The organism is Empedobacter sp. GD03861, assembly GCF_029840885.1.
GTDB classification, from domain to species: Bacteria; Bacteroidota; Bacteroidia; order Flavobacteriales; family Weeksellaceae; genus Empedobacter; species Empedobacter falsenii_B.
Map to the genome: position 1 here is coordinate 25,072 of NZ_JAOCDJ010000013.1, position 20,452 is coordinate 45,523.

Annotated in this window: 17 protein-coding genes; 8 read left to right on the forward strand and 9 right to left on the reverse strand. The window is 31.9% G+C overall.

Annotated elements, in window-relative coordinates; genetic code table 11:
- Window position 1 precedes the first annotated feature (1 nt).
- Genes N5D03_RS08460 through N5D03_RS08470 form a run of 3 tightly spaced genes read right to left on the reverse strand, consistent with a single transcriptional unit; the run spans window position 2 to window position 2,081 of the window.
- Window positions 2-886, reverse strand: coding sequence for an undecaprenyl-diphosphate phosphatase (locus tag N5D03_RS08460; protein ID WP_125349727.1), 885 nt, complete (start codon window positions 884-886; stop codon window positions 2-4).
- Window positions 886-1,188 carry a DUF3098 domain-containing protein gene (locus tag N5D03_RS08465; RefSeq protein ID WP_052217597.1) on the reverse strand — a complete coding sequence of 101 codons (303 nt, stop codon included), beginning with the start codon at window positions 1,186-1,188 and terminating at the stop codon, window positions 886-888. Before N5D03_RS08465 ends, N5D03_RS08460 begins: the two co-directional genes overlap by 1 nt.
- A complete protein-coding gene (locus N5D03_RS08470) occupies window positions 1,188-2,081 on the reverse strand; it encodes a permease-like cell division protein FtsX (protein WP_221855311.1) in 894 nt (297 codons plus the stop codon). The genes N5D03_RS08465 and N5D03_RS08470 overlap by 1 nt, the downstream gene beginning before the upstream one ends.
- A 106-nt stretch (window positions 2,082-2,187) precedes the next feature.
- Between N5D03_RS08470 and rsmA the strand changes: the two genes are divergently transcribed.
- The 3 genes from rsmA to N5D03_RS08485 are packed head-to-tail and all read left to right on the forward strand — an operon-like array spanning window position 2,188 to window position 4,775.
- Window positions 2,188-2,955 carry a 16S rRNA (adenine(1518)-N(6)/adenine(1519)-N(6))-dimethyltransferase RsmA gene (gene rsmA, locus N5D03_RS08475; protein ID WP_038332430.1) on the forward strand — a complete coding sequence of 256 codons (768 nt, stop codon included), beginning with the start codon at window positions 2,188-2,190 and terminating at the stop codon, window positions 2,953-2,955.
- A 3-nt stretch (window positions 2,956-2,958) separates the two neighbouring features.
- Window positions 2,959-4,314, forward strand: coding sequence for a magnesium transporter (gene mgtE, locus N5D03_RS08480; RefSeq protein WP_280046030.1), 1,356 nt, complete (start codon window positions 2,959-2,961; stop codon window positions 4,312-4,314).
- Window positions 4,315-4,325: 11 nt separating this feature from the next.
- Entirely contained in the window at window positions 4,326-4,775 is a 450-nt protein-coding gene (locus N5D03_RS08485; RefSeq protein ID WP_114999507.1) for an effector binding domain-containing protein, read from the forward strand.
- 83 nt (window positions 4,776-4,858) lie between these two features.
- Here the strand turns inward: N5D03_RS08485 and N5D03_RS08490 are convergent, their stop codons facing one another.
- The 3 genes from N5D03_RS08490 to N5D03_RS08500 form a co-directional block, all read right to left on the reverse strand.
- Window positions 4,859-5,152 carry a type II toxin-antitoxin system RelE/ParE family toxin gene (locus tag N5D03_RS08490; protein ID WP_280049584.1) on the reverse strand — a complete coding sequence of 98 codons (294 nt, stop codon included), beginning with the start codon at window positions 5,150-5,152 and terminating at the stop codon, window positions 4,859-4,861.
- Window positions 5,142-5,378, reverse strand: coding sequence for a DUF2281 domain-containing protein (locus N5D03_RS08495; protein ID WP_125349725.1), 237 nt, complete (start codon window positions 5,376-5,378; stop codon window positions 5,142-5,144). The genes N5D03_RS08490 and N5D03_RS08495 overlap by 11 nt, the downstream gene beginning before the upstream one ends.
- Before the next feature lie 91 nt (window positions 5,379-5,469).
- Complete coding sequence (locus N5D03_RS08500; protein WP_280049586.1) at window positions 5,470-6,621, reverse strand: HAMP domain-containing sensor histidine kinase; 1,152 nt, start codon at window positions 6,619-6,621, stop codon at window positions 5,470-5,472.
- 157 nt (window positions 6,622-6,778) lie between these two features.
- Here N5D03_RS08500 and N5D03_RS08505 point away from each other — a divergent pair, with 157 nt between their 5' ends.
- Together N5D03_RS08505 and odhB are read left to right on the forward strand one after the other, a co-directional pair.
- Entirely contained in the window at window positions 6,779-9,568 is a 2,790-nt protein-coding gene (locus N5D03_RS08505) for a 2-oxoglutarate dehydrogenase E1 component (RefSeq protein ID WP_280051368.1), read from the forward strand.
- An 18-nt stretch (window positions 9,569-9,586) separates the two neighbouring features.
- Window positions 9,587-10,819: a 2-oxoglutarate dehydrogenase complex dihydrolipoyllysine-residue succinyltransferase gene (odhB, locus tag N5D03_RS08510; protein WP_185096030.1), complete on the forward strand. Its 1,233-nt coding sequence runs from the start codon at window positions 9,587-9,589 to the stop codon at window positions 10,817-10,819.
- 75 nt (window positions 10,820-10,894) lie between these two features.
- Here the strand turns inward: odhB and N5D03_RS08515 are convergent, their stop codons facing one another.
- Window positions 10,895-13,207 (reverse strand): outer membrane beta-barrel family protein, encoded by a 2,313-nt coding sequence (locus N5D03_RS08515; protein ID WP_280051369.1) that lies wholly within the window; start codon window positions 13,205-13,207, stop codon window positions 10,895-10,897.
- Window positions 13,208-13,436: 229 nt separating this feature from the next.
- Here N5D03_RS08515 and N5D03_RS08520 point away from each other — a divergent pair, with 229 nt between their 5' ends.
- Complete coding sequence (locus N5D03_RS08520) at window positions 13,437-14,906, forward strand: helix-turn-helix domain-containing protein (protein WP_185144172.1); 1,470 nt, start codon at window positions 13,437-13,439, stop codon at window positions 14,904-14,906.
- A 48-nt stretch (window positions 14,907-14,954) separates the two neighbouring features.
- On the opposite strand, the gene N5D03_RS08525 is transcribed toward N5D03_RS08520, so the two are convergent.
- Window positions 14,955-16,538 (reverse strand): FMN-binding glutamate synthase family protein, encoded by a 1,584-nt coding sequence (locus N5D03_RS08525; protein WP_221855006.1) that lies wholly within the window; start codon window positions 16,536-16,538, stop codon window positions 14,955-14,957.
- Between the two features lie 232 nt (window positions 16,539-16,770).
- Window positions 16,771-18,354 (reverse strand): ABC transporter substrate-binding protein, encoded by a 1,584-nt coding sequence (locus tag N5D03_RS08530; RefSeq protein WP_280051370.1) that lies wholly within the window; start codon window positions 18,352-18,354, stop codon window positions 16,771-16,773.
- 59 nt (window positions 18,355-18,413) lie between these two features.
- Between N5D03_RS08530 and mtaB the strand changes: the two genes are divergently transcribed.
- Entirely contained in the window at window positions 18,414-19,751 is a 1,338-nt protein-coding gene (gene mtaB / locus N5D03_RS08535; RefSeq protein WP_038332401.1) for a tRNA (N(6)-L-threonylcarbamoyladenosine(37)-C(2))-methylthiotransferase MtaB, read from the forward strand.
- A gap of 110 nt (window positions 19,752-19,861) precedes the next feature.
- Complete coding sequence (locus N5D03_RS08540; protein WP_114999525.1) at window positions 19,862-20,392, forward strand: DUF4136 domain-containing protein; 531 nt, start codon at window positions 19,862-19,864, stop codon at window positions 20,390-20,392.
- Window positions 20,393-20,452 lie beyond the last annotated feature (60 nt).

Here is a 20,452-nt window from a genome sequence, read left to right on the forward strand (position 1 = left end):
CTTATTTGTGCTGAATCATTGTAGTTTCTACTGAAGCGGCATTGTCTTTTTCTGCTTGTGTTGGAGAATTATATGAGAAATAAATCAATAAAATAATTCCGATGATTATTCTGTACCACCCCCAAAATTTGAAACCATATTTTGTTAAAACTGCGATAAATGTTTTCACTGCGATTAATGCTACAATAAATGCTACAACATTTCCAATTAAGAATAATATAATATGGTTTTGATCTTGTAAAATCATTTCATAACCTTTCATTGGTGTTGCAGTATCTTCTCCCCAAGTTTTAACAAAAATAGAATAAACTGTAACCGCTAACATTGTCGGAACCGCTAAAAAGAATGAAAATTCTGCAGCTGCTTTACGCGATAAACCTTGTGTCATACCACCAATAATAGAAGCGGCAGAACGAGAAGTTCCAGGCATCATCGCCAAACATTGCCAAAAACCAATGATAATTGCTTGTTTTAATGTGATGTCTTTTTCATCATTAATTTTAGGATTTTTGAACCATTTATCTACAAATAATAAAATGATTCCTCCGAAAACTAACATTCCAGAAATAGCAACTTGATTTCCTAAAACAGCCTCGATTTTATCATCGAATAGTTTTCCTAAAATAAGTGCAGGAACAACCGCACAAGCTAATTTGATATAAAAATTGAAATTGAAATTTTTGAAGTCAAAGAATTTTTTCCAATATAAAACGACAATTGATAAAATTGCTCCAAATTGTATCGAAACTTGAAACATTTTTAAGAATTCACTTTCTGGCATTCCCATCAAAGCTGCTGTGAATCCCATGTGTGCTGTAGAAGAAATCGGTAAATATTCTGTAAGACCTTCTATTATAGCAATTATAATTGCTTGTAAAGTATTCATTATTTTTCTTTATTCGGATTGATTAAAATGGCATAAATCTCGACGATGAAACCAACGACAACTAAAAATGGCGCTAATCTAATTCTACGAAAAGAATAGATTTCGTCGTTCCAATAATTTGCATCCCACGTTCCATCTGGTCTTGTGTTGGCATCGTGTCCTGTCATTAATAAAAATCCAAGACCAATTAGTGCAACACCAATTGCCATGAAAATGTAATTTCTTTTTCCGAATAAAAAAGTAAAACCAGCATCATTTGTAGATGCTGATTTTTTTGTTGTATCGATAGAATTTGATTTCATTAATAAAGTTGATCAGTTTTTAATCTTAAATAACGCCATGCAGCAAACAATGTACTAAATACGGCAATGACAACTCCAATTCCAATTAAAATAATAATAAGTGGAGTGAAGCTTGGGTTCCAAAGTACTAAACCAACTTTTGTTGCTAAAATGTACCATAAGAAACCTAATCCTACAGCTGCAATAAATGCTGCTAAGAAACCTAAAACTGCGGCTTCTATCAAGAAAGGTTTTACAATGAAACGTCTACGCGCTCCAACTAATTGCATTGTTTTGATGCTGAAACGTTTTGCGTATATTTTCAGACGAATAGAGTTGTTGATTAATACAACAACGATTACCAAGAAGATAACAGCAAAAATCATAATCCAGAATGTAATTTTATTGATGCTGTGGTAAATCGTTACCATCGCTTCTTTGTCACTTTTTACTTCGTCTACAATCGGATTTTTAGCCAATACCTTATTAATAGAATCAATTTGTTCAACAGATTGTATTAATGCAGGATTCAATGTAATTTGAACTGATGCAGGGAAAATACTTTCTTCGAAGAAATCGCTACCATCCGTACCCAAATCTTTTTTCGCAATTTTAGCTGCATCCTCTTTGCTGATATACTGTGTAGCTTCAACAAAAGGATACTTCACTTTCAACGAATCGATATAAGATTTTTGTAAATCAAGCTCCTTATCTTTTAATTTTGGATCTTCGACATCTTTAAAATATGCCTCGATTTTTAACTCTCTTTTTAGATGTTCTGCGTAACTTTGTGCATTAATGACAATTAAGCCGAAAATACCTAATAGAAATAAAACAAGCGAAATACTAATCACAACAGTGATGTTAGAAGATCGCAGTCTTTTTTTCTCAAATTTATCGTTCGTTTTTGACATTTGGGTTAATTTTGGGGCTAAGATAAAAAAAACTTATTTCGCAAGAAAGATATTCCGTATATATTCTACGGTAAGTTGGTTAAAGAAAACTTAAAATTTAGAATTTTTGAAAGTAAAAGCTAAAAAACATTTAGGTCAGCATTTTTTGAATGATGAAAATATTGCACGAGACATCGCCGAAGGGTTAACTTGGGAAGGTTATGATCGTGTCTTAGAAATTGGTCCAGGAATGGGCGTGTTGACAAAATATATTTTACAAGCAAAGAAAAATATAGAGGTTGTGGAGATTGATACAGAATCAGTCGAATATTTAAAAGAATATTATCAACCATTTTACCCAGGATTTAAAATTCATTCCGAAGATTTCTTGAAAATGGACTTTTCATCAAAGTTTGATGAACAAATTGCTATTTTAGGAAATTTTCCGTATAATATATCTTCGCAAATTATTTTTAAAGCTTTAGAAGAGCGTTACACTGTTCCCGAAGTTTGTGGAATGTTTCAGAAAGAAGTTGCCGAACGTATTGCATCAAAAAAAGGTACAAAAGATTATGGTATACTTTCTGTTTTAGCTCAAGCGTATTATCATTGTGAATATTTGTTCACTGTTCCAGAACACGTTTTTACACCACCACCAAAGGTGAAATCGGGCGTTATTATTATGAAACGCTACCGAACAGAAATTGAAGGAGTTGAACAGAAACGATTTTTTCAAGTGGTAAAAGCTGGTTTTGGACAAAGAAGAAAAACGCTTCGTAATTCGTTGAAAGCTTTGGGGATTCCTGAGGATTTAAATGATCACGAGTTTTTGAATATGCGCGCAGAACAATTATCTGTCGAAGATTTTATTGAGTTAACGAAAAGAATGAAATAGATTATGGAGGTAAAAATTACAAAAGATTTTATTGAACATTTAAACGAAAGTATTAATCAGCAAAATGCAAAAGCAGTTAAGGAGATGTTGCAAGATTTGCACCCTGCTGATATTGCTGAATTGTTTGATGAGCTTTCGACCAAAGAACAGTCTTTTGTAATTGATTTACTCGATAATGAAATTTCTGCTGATATCCTTCTTGAATTAGAAGAAGATGATCGACGCAAATTCCTGAAAACGCTTACTGCAAAAGAAATTGCCGAAGATGTCATCAATGAGATGGATACCGATGATGCAGTTGACGTTATCAATGAACTTTCTGATGAAAAGAAAGATGAGGTAATTGCACAATTAGAAGACCAAGAACATGCCCGTGAAATTGTAGATCTTTTGCGCTATGACGAAGATACGGCTGGAGGTTTGATGGGAAAAGAGTTGATAAAAGTTAACAAAGATTGGTCGGTAATCACAGCGGTAAAACAAATGCGAAAACAAGCTGAGGATTTAGAAGAAGTTTTCTCGATTTATGTAGTTGATGAAGATGAAAAATTACTTGGAACATTGAGTTTAAAGCGTTTGTTGACAACTTCTGCGAACACTAAAGTGGCAGATGTTTACAATGAAAAGATCCAATATGTAAAGACCTATACAAAAGATATGGAGGTTGCGAAAGTAATCGAAAAATATGATTTGTACGAAGTGCCTGTAGTGGACGAGTTAACGCGTTTGGTAGGTGTAATTACGGTGGATGATGTGATTGATGTGATTCGTGAAGAAGCTGAAGAAAATTATCAATTAGCAGCCGGGATTACTCAAAATGTCGATTCTGATGATAATATCTTAAAATTAACTCGCGCTCGTTTGCCCTGGCTTTTATTGGCTTTGGTAGGTAGTTTTGTAGCTGTTAATGTGTCGCAAAGTTTTAGTGATGCGATGAATTTGTATCCGCAATTATTCTTTTTTACGCCGCTGGTTGCTGCCATGGCAGGAAATGTTGGTGTGCAATCTTCTGCTATTATTGTGCAAGGTTTGGCGAATAGTAATATTTCGGGTTCTATTTGGAAAAGATTAGGAAAAGAAATGTTATTGGCTTTATTAAATAGTACATTATTAGCTTTTGTGCTTTTATTGGCGACACATTTCTTAATGAGTACGAGTTACGAAATTTCCTCAACCATTGTATTAGCTTTAGTTATTGTGATGATTTTAGCAAGTTTGATTGGGACATTTATTCCAATTATGTTGCATAAATATGGTGTTGATCCTGCGATTGCAACAGGTCCATTTATCACAACAAGTAATGATATTTTTGGTTTGTTGATTTACTTTTCGATTGCGAAAATGATTTTAGGATTTTAAAAACTTTAAAAATGAATAAGTTAAAAATTATAGGAATAGCAACTCAAACGTCTAATAATGATAGTCAAGCGATTGAAGATTTAGGAAAATTGTGGAATCAATTTTTTGGTGAGAATATAATGACTAAAATTCCAAATGCAATTAGTTCTAATATTTATTCTGTTTACACAGATTACGAAAGTGATTTTACAGGAAAATATACGACGATTATTGGTTTAGGAGTTTCTTCTTTAGATGAAATTCCAGAAGGGATGGTTGGGCGAGAATTTGAGCCACAAACATTCAAAAAATATATTGCCAAAGGAGAATTACATGAAGCAGTTGGAAAAACTTGGGCAGAAATTTGGAATGATGATGCAAATCTAAATCGCACGTATAAATATGATTACGAATTGTACACCGAAAAAGCTCAAAATCCTGCTGATGCAGAAATTGAGATTTATATTGGTGTGAAAGAATAGTAATTAGTACTGAGATACTAGAATTTAGATATTAGAAAATGATATTTAAAAAATGAGTTGAAGTTTTACTTTCAGCTCATTTTTTATTTTGGATATTTTGTAGGATTTCTATGTGTATTAAAAACTGCATAAATAAATACAGTTTTTTCTTCTTCATTAGTTTCAAATAAAACCAAATAAGGAAAAGATTTAAAAGGTTTTGCACGCAAATTTCTATAGTTCACTTGATAAAAAGGATTTATTTCCAAAGCTTCCAAAACTTTTGTCAATTCAGCTAAATATGATTTTGCAGCAGATGTAGAAAAGTTTGAATAATAAGAAATAGCTTGTTCAATATCTTGGGCAGCTTCGGAAGAAATTCTAATCTTATAAATCATATTTTCCGTGCAATTCTTTCAATACATCTTTTGCATTCAAAAAATTTTCTTTTGGCTCGTTAAGTCGATTATCCAAAATTTCCTTTTGTTCTTCCGTTAACTCAAATTCAGTTTCTTGATTATGTTTATAAGTTAAAAAATCAATATAACGCTCAACTTCTTCCAAAAGTGATTCAGGAAGTTGTTTCAATTTAGAATTCACATGTTCAATAGTCGTTGCATTCATAATTATTCATTTTACAAAACAGTTGTCGTTATAACAAAGTTACAAAAAGTATACCTCATTATATAATCAAGATTTTGTGTAATATTTCTGATTATTTTTTCAATAAAATCTTAAACTCAGTTCCGATTTCTTTGGATGATTTGGCAACAAATATTTTTCCTTTGTGATAATCTTCGATAATTCGTTTGGCCAATGATAATCCCAATCCCCAACCGCGTTTTTTGGTTGTAAAGCCGGGTTGAAAAATCTTTTTCTGCAATTTGGTCGGAATTCCAGATCCTGTATCGGTAATAGAAATTTCGACAAATTTACCTTTCGTTTTTATATCGATATCCAAAACGCCTTTATTTTGCATGGCATCAGCCGCATTTTTCATCAAATTTTCGATAACCCAACTATATAAAGAAGAATTAAGATTGATGTTAAATTCATCGACATCGGTAGCAAAATTTACTTCAATTCCTTTCGAAATGCGTTGCGAAATATAATCGACTGTTTGTTTGGAAGTTGAAATAATATCAGTTTGTTTGAGTTCAGAAGTTGAACCAATTTTCGAGAAACGTTCGGCAATATGTTTCAACCGATCCACATCTTTTTCAATTTCTATGACTGAAGTTTGATCGATTTCTTCCAATTTCAATAATTCGACCCAACCCATCAACGAAGAAAGTGGTGTACCAATTTGATGTGCCGTTTCTTTTGCCATTCCAGCCCATAAATAACTTTTTTCGGTGTCACGAACTGTTTTGAAATACCAGTACGAAAATCCAAAAAACAGTAAAATCAATAAAATAATGATGAGTGGATAATATTGTAATTGATTGAGAAGTTTTGAATTTTTGAAATAAACATAATTTTTAGTTCCGATTAATTCAACATCAATTGTTTGTTCCGACGATTTCATTTTGTTGACATATTTTTTTAATTGAACCGAATCTTTTACGATGGATTCATCAATATTTTTGGTGTCTACAATAATGCCTTTTTCGTCTACAAGTGCAACAGGGATTGATTTGTTGTCTTCAATTAATTTGAATAGAAAATCTTGCGTTTTCGGGTCTAAAAATTCTGATGAGCTTATCAACTCTAGCGATCGCGCATAATTCTCTACACGTTTGTGTTCTTCACGTTTTAGCTCTTGTACAATTTTGTTACTCGACCATATTGTAATAGCGAAAATCACAAATATTATAAAGAAGCCAATCCAACGTTTGTTTATTTTTTTTGTTAGAAAATTTCTCATCTAAATGTAAAATCTTTCTTAAATTTATATCAAATGTAATGATTATTTGATTATAATATATTTTTATGGCGAGATAAGATAAATATGATGAAAGTAATTTTTTTTAAAGCCTTAAATAGTTTATTTTTGTAGCTAAATCTCATAGAGAGTAAAATTTATGGATCGTTTTTCGTTTTTAAATGCCGCTCATTTAGAGTTTATAGGCGACTTATATGATCAATACGTCCAATATCCGGATAGTATTGAACCAAGTTGGAAAGCTTTTTTCCAAGGGTATGACTTTGCGAATGCAACATATGATGGAGAGCCATTATTTGCACCAGCAACACAAACAGCTCCTAACAAAGCTAGTCAAACAACGCAAGCAGTAGTTAATCCTGCAGTAGTATCTCAAGTTCCAGACAACGTACAGAAAGAATTTAAAGTAATCAATTTGATTGATGCTTACCGTTCTCGTGGACATTTGTTTACTAAGACTAACCCAGTTAGAGCGCGTAGAACTTTTGAACCTACTTTAGACATCAAAAACTTTGGTTTATCTGATGCTGATTTAGATTTGACATTCAACGCTGGTGAAATTTTAGGTATCGGTGGACCAATCACTTTACGTGAAATCATTGGACACTTAGAAAACATGTACTGCGAATCTATCGGAATCGAGTATATGTATGTAAGAGAACCTCAAAGAATTAATTGGATTCAGAATTGGTTAAACCAAAACTTGAATCAACCAAAATTATCTAAGGAGGAGAAAGAACGTGTTTTAGAAAAGTTGAATGAAGCAACTGCTTTTGAAAACTTTATGCACACGAAATATGTTGGACAAAAACGTTTCTCGGTAGAAGGAAATGAATCTTTGATTCCTGCTTTGGATACATTGATTAATCGTTCTGCAGATCACGGCGTACAAGAGGTTATCGTAGGGATGGCTCACCGTGGACGTTTGAATGTTTTGGCTAACATTTTTGGAAAATCATATTCTCAAATCTTTTCAGAATTCGAAGGAAAAGCTTTTGATACAGATTTAATGGCTGGTGATGTTAAATATCACATGGGATCATCAAATCAAATCAAAGCATTGAATGGAAAAGATATCCGAATCAATTTAGCACCAAATCCATCTCACTTAGAGACTGTAGATGCAGTTGTAGAAGGGATTACACGTGCAAAAGTTGAGGAAGATTACAAAGATGATTATTCTAAAATTATTCCAATCTTAATTCATGGTGATGCTGCTGTAGCTGGACAAGGAATCGTTTACGAGGTTGTTCAAATGGCAGGATTAGACGGATACAAAACAGGTGGAACAGTACACGTTGTGGTAAATAACCAAATTGGGTTTACAACAAACTATTTAGATGCGCGTACATCTACATATTGTACAGATGTTGCAAAAGTAACATTGTCTCCTGTAATGCATGTAAATTCTGATGATGTAGAAGCGGTAGTTCACGCTTTCCGTTTTGCAGCAGATTATCGTGCAGAATTCGGTTCTGATGTATTCATCGATTTATTAGGATACCGTAAATATGGACATAACGAAGGTGATGAACCAAAATTCACTCAACCTAAATTATATAACTTAATCGCTAAACACCCAAATCCTCGTGAAATTTACAAGGATAAATTATTAAAAGAAGGTGTAATTGGTGAAGAAATCGTTAAACAAAAAGAAGCGGAATTTAAAGCTTTATTAGAAACGAATTTCGAAGCTTCTAAAGAAATTGAGCGTAATCACATTTTCCCTTTCATGCCAGAAGAGTGGGAAGGATTTGAAATAGCTGATGATGCAAAAGTTTTTGAACAAGCAAATACTTCTTACGACGAAGTAAAATTAAAAGAAATTGCAAAAGCTGTTTCTACAGTTCCAGAAGGTAAAAAATTAATCAAAAAAGTTTCTCGTTTAATTGAAGGACGTGGAAAAATGATTGAGGAAGATAAAATTGACTGGGGATTAGGAGAAGCTTTAGCTTTCGGTTCTATCTTAACAGACGGACGTAACGTGCGTGTTTCTGGGGAAGATGTAGAACGTGGAACTTTCTCTCACCGTCATGCGGTTGTAAAAACTGAAGACACAGAAGAAGAAATTATCTTATTAAACCATATCAATAATGAACAAGGTCAATTAAGAATCTATAATTCATTATTATCTGAGTATGCAGTTTTAGGTTTTGATTATGGATATGCAATGGCAAATCCTAAAGCGTTAACTATTTGGGAAGCTCAATTTGGAGATTTCGTGAATGGAGCGCAAATCGTAATCGACCAATATATTTCTGCAGCAGAAGATAAATGGAAATTACAAAATGGTTTAGTAATGTTATTGCCTCATGGATATGAAGGGCAAGGAGCAGAGCACTCTTCAGCACGTTTAGAGCGTTTCTTACAAATGTGTGCTGGTAACAATATGTTTGTTGCAAATATCACAACTCCAGCTAACTTCTTCCACGCATTAAGAAGACAGGTTGTAACAGATTACCGCAAACCATTGGTTGTAATGTCACCAAAATCATTATTACGTCATCCATCAGCAGTATCATCATTAGCAGATTTCGCAAATGGAGGTTTCCAAGAAATCATCGAAGATGTAACAGTAGATGCGAAAAAAGTGAAAAAAGTAGTTTTCTGTTCAGGAAAAATCTACTACGATTTAGACAAAAAACGCCAAGAATTAGGTGATAAAGAAACTGCAATTATTCGTTTAGAGCAATTATATCCTTTAAATGAAGAAAAAGTAGATGCTATCATCTCTAAATTTGGTAATGCTAAATTGGTTTGGGCACAAGAAGAACCAGAAAATATGGGAGCTTGGATGTATATCTTACGTAAGTTAAGAAAATATCCATTCGACGTAGTTTCTCCAGCAGAAAGTGCTGCAACAGCACCAGGTTCAAGTAAACGTTGGGCTGCAATTTACGAAGAGGTAATTAATAAAGTATTCAATTAAAAAATAAAGCTAATAGATATGTTAGAAATGAAAGTCCCATCACCAGGGGAATCAATCACAGAAGTAGAGATCGCTACGTGGTTAGTAAAAGACGGTGATTACGTAGAAAAAGACCAAGCAATTGCTGAGGTTGACTCAGATAAAGCAACATTAGAATTACCAGCAGAAGAAAGTGGAATTATCACTTTGAAAGCGGAAGAAGGTGATGTTGTAGAAGTAGGACAAGTTGTTTGTCTTATTGATACATCAGCTGCTAAACCAGAAGGAGGAAGCGCTCCAGCTGCAGAAGCACCAAAAGCTGAGGTTAAAGAAGAAGTAAAAGCTGCTCCAGCTCCAGTTGCTACGCCAGCACCTGCTGCTCCAGCTGCAACTTACGCTACGGGAACTCCATCTCCAGCGGCTAAAAAAGTTTTAGACGAAAAAGGTATCGATGCTTCTCAAGTAAAAGGTTCAGGACGTGACGGACGTATCACTCAAGATGATGCAGCTCGTTTTACACCAGCAATGGGAACTTCTACTCAAGGAACTCGTGCTCAATCAGAGAAAAAATTATCATCATTACGTCGTAAAATTGCACAACGTTTAGTTTCTGTTAAAAATGAAACTGCAATGTTAACTACATTCAACGAAGTTGATATGTCTGCAATTTTTGCTTTACGTAACCAATATAAAGACGAATTCAAAGCTAAACACGGTGTTGGTTTAGGATTCATGTCTTTCTTTACAAAAGCAGTTACACGCGCATTAGAGTTATACCCAGACGTAAACTCTATGATTGACGGTGACTACCAAGTAAAATTTGACTTTGCTGACGTTTCTGTTGCAGTATCAGGACCAAAAGGTTTAATGGTGCCAGTTGTACGTAATGCAGAAAACTTAACTTTCCGTGGTGTTGAGCAATCTATCAAAGATTTAGCAATCAAAGTACGTGACGGAAAAATTTCTGTTGATGAAATGACAGGAGGTACATTTACAATCACTAATGGTGGTGTATTTGGATCTATGATGTCTACACCAATCATCAACCCACCTCAATCAGGTATCTTAGGAATGCACAATATCGTTGAGCGTCCAGTTGTTAAAAACGGACAAATTGTTATCGCTCCAATGATGTATGTTGCTTTATCTTATGACCACCGTATCATCGACGGACGCGAATCTGTAGGATTCTTAGTTGCTGTTAAAGAAGCGGTAGAAGATCCATTAAACGTATTAATGGGAGGTGACGCTAAAAGAGCTTTAGAATTGTAATACATAAAAACATTCTAACAATCCATAAATTGAAAGCCATTCGAAAGAATGGCTTTTTTGGTTTATAAGTTGAGATTACCTAATTCTCCCTTCCTCTTCATTTACTTTATTCTCTTTCGAGATGGTTTTATTTAATCGGCCAAAATTATATTTAACACCAACAGATAGTTCTTGATAATCGACTAAAAATAGGTTTTTAGAACTTATTTTATCATAATTCAATGTTTCGCTAAATTTCATTTGTTTGAATAAATCATTGAAACGAATAGAAAAATCAAGGTTTTTGTATGATTTGGTCAATCCAAGGTTAACGATAACTTGAGAATTTCGATCATAAATTCCTTCTGTTCGTTTGCTTAGCCAATATCCATCAACCATGAAATTGAAATCTTTTCCCAATTTGAAATTATGATTAGAGTATAAATAGATATATGGAACGGATTTTTTAAGAACAGCTTTTTTATCAATTATTTTACTATAAATCATAGCTAAACTAATTTGTGTTGACCAAAATTTATATTCGAACGGAACATCTAAACCAACAGAAAAATTATTTTCTTTTTCGAAATTAACCGTTGTAAATGTTGAAATATTTCTCAAATCATCATAAATCAATGTATAATTCATTGGGTTTTTACTTTGATAATACGTCACATTCATGTTCCATTTTTTTAATGAATAATTCAGAGAAAATGTGTCAGTGTAAGTAGGTAAAATATTAAAATTTCCGCTGTATTCGATATAAGGACTTCCGTACAAATTCCCAGAAGAAAGGGTGCTGTAATTCGGTCTATCAATCGTACGTTTGTAATAAATTGTCAACGCATCTTTATTCTCAAAAGTGTAATTAATTTCTGCATTCGGAAACCAATCGATGTATTTTTTATCAATATCCGAAAGTTGTTTTATTTCATCAAAACCTTTAGAATTAGTAGTTTCTGTTCTTAATCCAACTTTATAATTCCATTTTTCATAGTTTTTTGTGTATTGCAAATAGGCTGCAAGATTAAGTTCTTTGAAGTTGTAAAGAAATTTTTCTGATGGTTTTTGAGGAAAGAACGTTTGATTAGTTGTTTCTGATTTTGCTTGCGTAAAACGTCCTCCAAATTCAATTTTTTGATCAGATTCAAACTTTTTCTCTACATCAAATTTCCCTGCAAAAACCTTAAGACGATATTTTTGATAGCGCGATTGATTGTATTCGATATCATTTTCATTTATCTTATTGTAAAAATCGTATGTCGTTCCTGTATTATAAATCGTGTATTGCAAACCTGTTAAAATACTTACGTCAATTGATTGAATATTTTTATTGTAATTCATCAAGGTATTCACAAAATTTCGATGATTTTCATTATCATTTAAGGTTAAAATAGATTGATTTTCATTGTTTTCTGAATATTCTGTTTTGGTATCAATCAAACCTTTATCTTTTCTGAAATTCGAATTAATAGCAAATGAAAGATAATCTCCAGATTCATTTAATTCCTGAAAAAAGCTTGTGTTTACAATAAAATGTGGACGTTTAGTTTGCGATTTTATGAAATAATTGGACTGAATATTTTTGTCTTTTATGCGATAATCGAATCCATTTCCTTCCCACGGATTTAGTTGATTATAAGATGCGTTCAGTTTAAATTCGCTTTTATTTTTACGAATTTGAAAAGTCGAATTGAAATAATTATTAAACTTTCTTTTGAAAGATAATGTTTCTTGCAAAGTCAATTTTAAACCTTCTTTTTTACTTTTCTTTAGATTAATTTTTACGATAGATTTTCCATTTGCTTCATATTTAGCAGAAGGGTTTTTGATAATTTCAATCGATTTTATGTCCTCAATTGCTAAACTCGAAATGGTAGAAAAATCAACTTGTTGATCGTCCAAATACAACAAAGGGTTTCCTTTTCCAATAATTGTCAATGTTTCTTGATCTGCGCCTAACATGACGCTTGGTAATTTTGAAAATAATTCTTTAGTTGTAGCAAGTTTATTAAAATTTGAATTGGCGACATCAATATTATAATTGCCATTTTCTATTTTGAAAGTTTCTTTTTTTCCATTGATTATAACTTCATCAATTTGTACAGTTTCATCAATGTTTAAGTGAAATGTTTTATTTTCGTTCAAATAAAAAGGTTCTTCATCTTGAATATTATTGTCATAAATAACAGAAATTAAATAGATTTTAGGTTCTAAATTTTCAAAGTTAAATTTAGAATTTTCAGTTTCAATTGTTTGAATAACATTTTGAAATTCATCGTATAAAATAACTTTTGCGTGAATTGTTTTTGACTCTTTTTCTGATGAAATATATCCTGTAATCGAATATTTTTCTTGTGCAAAAGCAAAAGAGCTAATCAAAATGAGAATTAATTGTAGAAACTTCATAATAAAATTGTGTTGATTATTGTTTTACTTACATTTAGAGGAAGTAAAATTTTTGTTTGAACAATTTTAATTTATATTTTTAAATGTTTTTTATCAACTTGGTGTCAAATGATAATTGTTTACAATGTTATTTAAATTAAAGAAATATAATATGTTACGTTTTATAATTTCGGGAAATAGGCTTCTTAAATTTATTATAGTTATTCTATTCATATTCAGTTCAGTAAATATGTTTGGAAAAACACAAAAAGATAAAGCTGAATTTTTACGTCAAAAAAATAATGATTTGGTTGAAGAAAATCTTCGAATTATTGATTCTACGATTTCAACAGCTTATCGGTTGAATGATAAAGTTGTGTTGAGTGAAGCTTATATCGAAAAAGGAAATTATTTTTTGGAGCAACGTAATTACAATAATGCTTTGAAAAATTTCACCATTTCGAAACAACTATCAACTGAAATAAAAGATGATTTTACATTTTATTCTTCGCTTGTAGGAATTGCGAAAACAAAAGAAAACTTACATGAAATAAAGGAATCTATAGAATTGTATGAAGCTTCTTTACCATATTTCGAGAAATATAAACATCAGTCAAAATCGTTTAGTATTTACCTTTCCATTCTTGGGAAATTGTCTTATTTATATAGCAAAACAAATCATCTGAACAAAAGTGATTATTACAACAAAATTGAATTATCTGAAACGGTTGATACGGTAAATTATCAATATGCTTTGAAGAATAAAGGAATTATTGATTTCTACAAAAAAGATTATAATTCGGCATTTAATACATTGAAAAAAGCACAACAAGCTTTCTGGAAGCAAAATGATATCAAATGGTATGTGATTTCGGAGCAATTTTTAGGTGAAATTTTATATCAACAAAAGCGAAATAGAGAAGCAATCCAATATTTTGAAAATGTTGTGGAATTCTCAAAACAATATAAAATTCTTGATGAAGAACTGCGACTTTCTTATGAACGAGTAGTTGAATACAACGAGAAATATGGAAATAGTCGAGATAAATTATTATCTGTAAATAATTTATTGTCTTTTGATAGTTTATTTTATGTGGCTGATCATACTGTTTTGAAACCAAATCTCGAGAAATATGAAAATACATTCCTGAAAACTGAACGAAATTTATTGAAAGAAAAGAATCAAAACTTCAAAAGATCTTCATTTTTTGGTTTAGTAGTAATTCTAATTTTTGGTGGAATTGTTTTTTATAAAATGAATCAAAAACATCAAAAAAAGAAGAATTATTTACAAAAATGTCTTGATGAAATAACAATACTTGAGTTAGATATTAAGGAAGAAAATCAATTAGAAAAAACAAAATTCGAAGTTGAAATTGATGAAGATTTCGAACAAAGTTTGCAATTATTTGAAGAACAAAAGTTATTTCTAAATCCAAAATTTTCGTTGAATGATTTGGTTCTAGAATTGAACGCCAATCGAACAATTGTGTCAAATTATATTAATCGTTCGAGATCGAAAAATTTTAACCAATATATCAATGAATTGAGAATTAATCATCTTTTGAAACGAATTGAAAATGAGCCAAATCTCAAAAAATACACAATTGATGCGTTGGCAGAAGAAACAGGTTTTAATTCGAGAAAGACTTTTTCAGATGCTTTTTTGGAACATACAGGTTTTCGTCCGTCTCAATATTTACGGAATATTCTTGAATAAAAAAAGCAATCCAATTGGATTGCTTTTTTTATTATTATATGAAATTGATTAATTCACTTTACTTAATGTACGAACTCTAATTTCTTGTAAAACATCTTCTACAGACATTCCTACATATGCACCTTCTTCTACAATTGGGTACAATTGATCATAAGACATAATACGCGTATTGTCGATACGTAAATTTACGTGAGAACGATTGAAATCTCTGTGAGATTTAACACCTGTTGCAGAAATTAATTCAGATAATATATGCATTGTTTTCTTGTGGAAATTATACATACGAGTTGCTTTATCTTCTACATCTAACCCTTTCATCAATTCACGATCTTGGGTCGCAACACCAACTGGACATGTATTTGTATTACATTGTAAAGCTTGGATACATCCTACAGCCATCATCATAGCACGAGCCGAATAAACTAAATCTGCACCAATCGCCATTGCACGAGCAATGTGGAAAGAAGAAATAATTTTTCCAGAAGCTACAACACGAATATCTTTTTTAAGACCATAACCACGTAAAGTATCAACTGCGAAAGCTAAACCATCTAACAAAGGCATACCTAGAGAGTTAGAGAACTCTACAGGAGCAGCTCCAGTTCCACCTTCACCACCGTCAATTGCGATATAATCTGGTTTGATACCCGTTTTAATCATTGCTTCACAAATTTCGATAAACTCACGTTTAATCCCTATACACAATTTGAAACCAACTGGTTTTCCACCTGATAATTCTCTTAATTGTTTGATGAAATGTAACATTCCTTCTGCATCAGAGAAAGCTGAATGAGATGGAGGAGAATCAACAGTTGTATATGGTTCTACAGCACGAATCTTAGCGATTTCTGGAGTATTTTTATTTGCTGGTAAAATTCCTCCGTGACCTGGTTTTGCACCTTGAGAAATTTTTAACTCAATCATTTTTACATTTGGTAAAGTAGCGCGTTCTACGTACTTATCTGGATCGAAACCACCATCAGTAGCACGACAACCAAAATATCCTGTACCAATTTGCCAAATCAAATCTCCACCTGGCTGTAAGTGATATGGAGAAATTCCCCCTTCACCTGTATTGTGCGCAAAATTTCCTAATTTAGCACCTTTGTTCATCGCTAATACAGCATTTTCACTTAACGAACCGAAAGACATTGCAGAAATGTTTAATAAACTTGCTAAATAAGGTTGTTTACATTCACTTCCACCAACTTTTACACGTGGATCATCAGCATGTTTGATTTTTCCTGCATACATCGAGTGATTTAACCACTCATATCCTGGTTCATAAACATCTAATTGCGTCCCAAAAGGAACTGTGTCAATTACATTTTTTGCACGACGATACACCATACTACGCATCAAACGGTCAATAGGTTTCCCTTCAGTATCCGTTTCAACAAAGTATTGCATAATTTCTGGACGAATACTTTCTAACAAATAACGTCCATGTCCAATAATTGGAAAGTTTCTTCTGATAGCGTGTTTTGTTTGCGAGATATCTGCAAATCCTAAAGCAATCAAAGGAAGAATAATTATTAAAGACCATAAGATACCTGGCCAAAAATAAGAGATTACTCCAATTGCAACAAGAGTAACGATAGATCCTACTACGAAAAGTTGTCTTACTTTCATAAGTAAAAATTTAAATGATTTTGATTAAAAATTTGGTGTCAAATATATCTAAAAAAACTCGGTTTAACGCCTATATTTCTGAAATAATTTCTTTTAAATTGTTGATTTCAAACGTTAGAGAAAACCCATTATTTCAAATAAGTTAACAATTATCTAATGTAGTGAAATAAAATGAAATATTATTTAGATTTTTTTAAAAGATGTTCAAACTTTTTGAGAAATGTCAAAGGAATTATTCTTTATAAACTCTCGTTAAATCTAATAATTTGATAGGTCCCATCGAAAAATTCTTAACTTTTTTATTCAAAAATAACGTTGTTTGATCATAAAATAATGGCAAAATTGGAGCGTTTTGCATCATCAATGCATCCATTTTTTGATAAATTTTGGCACGTTCGTCTAGATTATTGGTCAAAAATGCTTGTTCGTACATTTTATCAAATTCACCATTTTTGTAATGTGAATAATTTGGTCCTTCTGGCGCAAAGTTTTTCGAATAATATAAGGACAAAAAGTTTTCGGCATCTGGATAATCTGCGCCCCAATTTGCACGAAACAACGTAAATTTTCCCGTTGCTTTTCCATCGCGCATCGTTGGTCCAGGTACAACATTCACTTTTATTGGTAAGCCTAATTTTGCCATTTCTGCCGCAATATATTCACAAACATCTACATATTCTTGCACAGTTGTCAGCTCGATTGGTACAATTTTTTCGTTCGTTTTTTTATAGCTATTGATTAGTTCACGTGCTTTTTCGGGAGAATATTTGTAACCACTTTCTGGCGAATAACCTGGTAAACCTTTCGGAATGAAACCTCCATCTGCTTCAAAAGCTTGACCTTTCATCATATATTTGATGATTTTGTTTTTATCAACTCCATAATTTAATGCTTGACGCAATTTCAAATCAACTGCATTGGGCGCATCAAGATAAAAACATAAATAAACGGTACTTAAATAAGGAACTTTTTGAATCGTTAAAATATTTGAATATTTTGGATTCAAATCTCCGATTGGATTTAAAATTTCATCTTTATAAGAAGGATCCAAATCTGCCATCATATCCAAATTACCTTTAATTAATTCTAAAAATTCTGAATTTTTCTCAGGTAAAAATGATAAATTAACCGCTTCTAAATATGGTAAACGTTGACCTTTTTCATCAAATTCGAAATACTTTGGATTTTTTCTGAAAACCATTTTTACGTTATCTTCCCAAATCTTAAATTGAAAAGGACCCGTACCAATTGGATGTCTCAAGAATTCTTCGTTTCCATTTTTGAACAATTCTTTCGGAACAACCGAAGCATATTTCATCGAAATTAATCCCAAAAATGCAGGATAAGCCTCTTTTAATTTAATTTCAAAAAGTGTATCATTTATCGCTTTATATGAATCAATATTATTCATAATCCAACCTCCAGAACCTCCAGCTTTCGGATCTTTTAAACGATTAAAACTATACTCGAAATCTGAAGCCGTTACAATTCGAGTCGAATCTTTTCCGAAAGCTTCATGTTTATGAAAAAAAACATCATTTCTCAAAGTAAAAGAATACGTTTTTCCATCTTCAGAAATTGTCCAAAATTTTGCAATATCTGGCTGAATTTCTAATTGATTATCAATCTTCACTAAACTGTTGTACATCAAATTACACGCCCAGTTATTGGCTTGCGTTCGTGCATTAATCGGATCTAAAGAAGAAATATTATCGTAACGATTTAGTTTAAATACTTTGTTTTCATCGATTTCAATTTTCTTAGAACACGAAAATATTGAAACGAATAACATAATGTAGATAAAGTATTTAGTCATTTTGAATAGCTGATTTATTTATGTTTCAAAACTATGGATAATTTCTTAAATTTGCAGCTATGAATAATCAAACTAAAACAGTTGCATTTCATACATTGGGATGTAAACTTAATTTTTCTGAAACTTCGACGATCGCAAGAAACTTGAAAGATAATGGATATCAGAAGGTTGAGTTTACAGATTCTGCGAATGTGTACGTAATCAATACATGTTCGGTAACCGCAAATGCAGACAAAGAGTGCAGAACGATTGTGAAGAATGCAATGAAAGCAAATCCAGAAGGTTTTGTTGTCGTTGTAGGTTGTTATGCGCAGTTGAAACCGCAAGAAATTGCGGAAATGGAAGGTGTTGATTTGGTTTTAGGAGCTGCAGAGAAATTTAATATTGCTGAATATTTAGACGATATCAATAAAAAAGAAGAAACAATTGTACATTCTTGTGAGATTGAAGAAGCCGATTTTTACGTTGGTTCATACTCAATCGGTGATCGTACGCGTGCTTTTTTGAAAGTGCAAGATGGTTGCGACTACAAATGTACGTATTGTACAATTCCTTTGGCTCGTGGAATTTCGCGTTCAGATACAGTAGAAAATGTTATCAAAAATGCGAATGAAATTGCACAAAAAGGAATCAAAGAAATTGTATTAACGGGTGTAAATATTGGTGATTACGGTAAAGGTGAATTCGGGAATAAAAAACACGAACATACTTTCTTGGAATTGGTACAAGAATTAGATCAAGTTGATGCGATAGAACGAATCAGAATTTCTTCGATTGAACCAAATTTATTAAAAAATGAAACAATTGATTTTGTTTCAAAAAGTAATCGATTTGTTCCGCATTTCCATATTCCATTACAATCTGGTAGCGATGAGATTTTGAAGAAAATGAAACGTCGTTATTTATCTAATCTTTATTTAGATCGTGTAACAAAAATTCGCGAAGTGATGCCAAATGCGTGTATTGGTGTAGATGTAATTGTTGGTTTTCCAGGAGAAACAGAAGAATTGTTTATGGAAACATATAATTTCTTAAACGAATTACCAATTAGCTATTTACATGTATTTACTTATTCGGAGCGTGATAATACAGAAGCGATCGAATTTGAAGGAGTTGTAGATCAAGGAGAACGTAAACGTCGTAATAAAATGTTACGAATTTTATCAGAGAAAAAACGTCAAGCTTTTTATCAGTCTCAATTAAATTCTACTCAAAAAGTGCTTTGGGAACATGATAATAAAGACGGGAAAATGTTTGGTTTTACAGAAAATTATGTAAAAGTTCAGACAGATTTTAATCCTGAATTAGTCAACGAAACGCAAATTGTAGATTTGGTTAGAATCAATCACAATGGAATTGTTGAAGTGAAAATTCAAGAGTTAGAATTAGCAAAATAAAATTGTAAATATTAGTTAAAAAGAAGTTCATGTATTTTGAGCTTCTTTTTTTTTGATTTACCTTTACATTTAGGAATAATAATTGTAGTTTTAAATAAAAAATCAAGGTCATGAAAATTATACACTTTACTTTTATAATTTTGTTGTCATTATTTGTAACAAGCTGTGGAACAGTTCAAGTAAGTACAGATTACGACAGATCAACAAATTTTGCTTCATATAAAACTTATACTTTTCACCAAAAAGGATTAGATAAGTTAAAGGTTAACGATTTGGATAAGAATCGACTAATTAAAGCAATTGATGCACAAATGGCTACAAAAGGATTTACAAAAGTAAGTTCTGATGCAGACTTAGTCATTAATTTATTGACAAGTTCTAAAGAACAAGTTTCTGTAAATAATAACAATTGGGGCTACGGTCCTTATGGTTACTATGGCGGATATTACGGCGGAAATAGCGTTTCTTCTTATCAAGCAGGAACAATTGTAATAGACATTATTGATGATAAACGTAATATATTGGTTTGGCAAGGTGTTGGTTCTGATCTTAATTTGAGTAATATCAGTGCTAAAGCGGAAAGAATCCCGAAAGCAATTGAAGAAATTCTTGCTAAATTTCCTCCTCAACCAAAAAAATAAATTTTCGAAAATAATATAGAAAGTTCTTCATTTGGAGAGCTTTTTTTATGAAATGAAGTT